The organism is Pseudomonas sp. FH1 (assembly GCF_000510895.2).
In the GTDB taxonomy this organism is placed as follows: domain Bacteria; phylum Pseudomonadota; class Gammaproteobacteria; order Pseudomonadales; family Pseudomonadaceae; genus Aquipseudomonas; species Aquipseudomonas azotoformans_A.
The window spans coordinates 1-827 of the sequence record NZ_AOHM01000049.1 but is presented as its reverse complement, the minus strand read 5'-3'; the positions used below and the strand labels follow the sequence as shown (position 1 = coordinate 827).

Annotated in this window: 1 pseudogene; it reads right to left on the bottom strand. The window is 53.9% G+C overall.

The window, feature by feature from the left end:
* Positions 1 to 827: pseudogene (locus H096_RS16370) on the bottom strand (IS3 family transposase); the annotation flags it as partial.

The window sequence follows — 827 nt, the reverse complement described above, 5'->3', positions numbered from 1 at the left end:
CTTGATCCGCTCCCGCTTTAGCAGCTGGAAAAAGCTCTCCGCCACAGCGTTGTCGTGGCAGTTACCTCGACGACTCATGCTGGCTACCAGGTTGTTAGCTTTCAAGAAGCTTCGCCAGTCTGAGCTGCTGTACTGACTGCCTTGATCCGAGTGGATCATCACCTCTTGCTTCGGCTTACGTCTCCAAACCGCCATCAGCAGTGCATCAATGGCTACGTCGCTGGTCATCTGCGACTTCATTGACCAACCAATGATCTGGCGTGAAAACAGATCGAGCACCACGGCCAAATACAGCCAGCCTTCATATGTTCGGATGTAGGTAATGTCTGTGACCCAGACTTTGTTGGGTTCTCTGACATCGAATTGGCGCTTCAGTAAGTTCGGTGAGGCAACGGCTGGTTTACCGCCATATTTTCCCGGCCTCCGTCGATACCCAGTCTGAGAACGTAAACCTTCAAGGCGCATCAACCTAGCTACCCGGTGACGGCCACAGCTCTCACCAACCTCTCGCAGGTCATCATGGATCTTGCGATAGCCATAAACACCACCGCTTTCCAACCAGGAGTGTTTGATCAGTCCAAGCAGTCGCTGATCGTCCTTGGCTCGCGCAGATTTTGGTTCTGATAGCCACGCGTAGTAGCCGCTGGGATGAACCTTGAGCGTCAGGCAAAGCCGTCGAATCGCGTAATGACCCGCTTGCTGCTTAATAAAGGCGTACTTCAGCCGCACTCCTTGGCAAAGTACGCGGCGGCCTTTTTTAAGATGTCTCGCTCCTCCGTCACCCGTTTCAGCTCGGCCCGTAGACGACGAACCTCAGCGCTCTGATC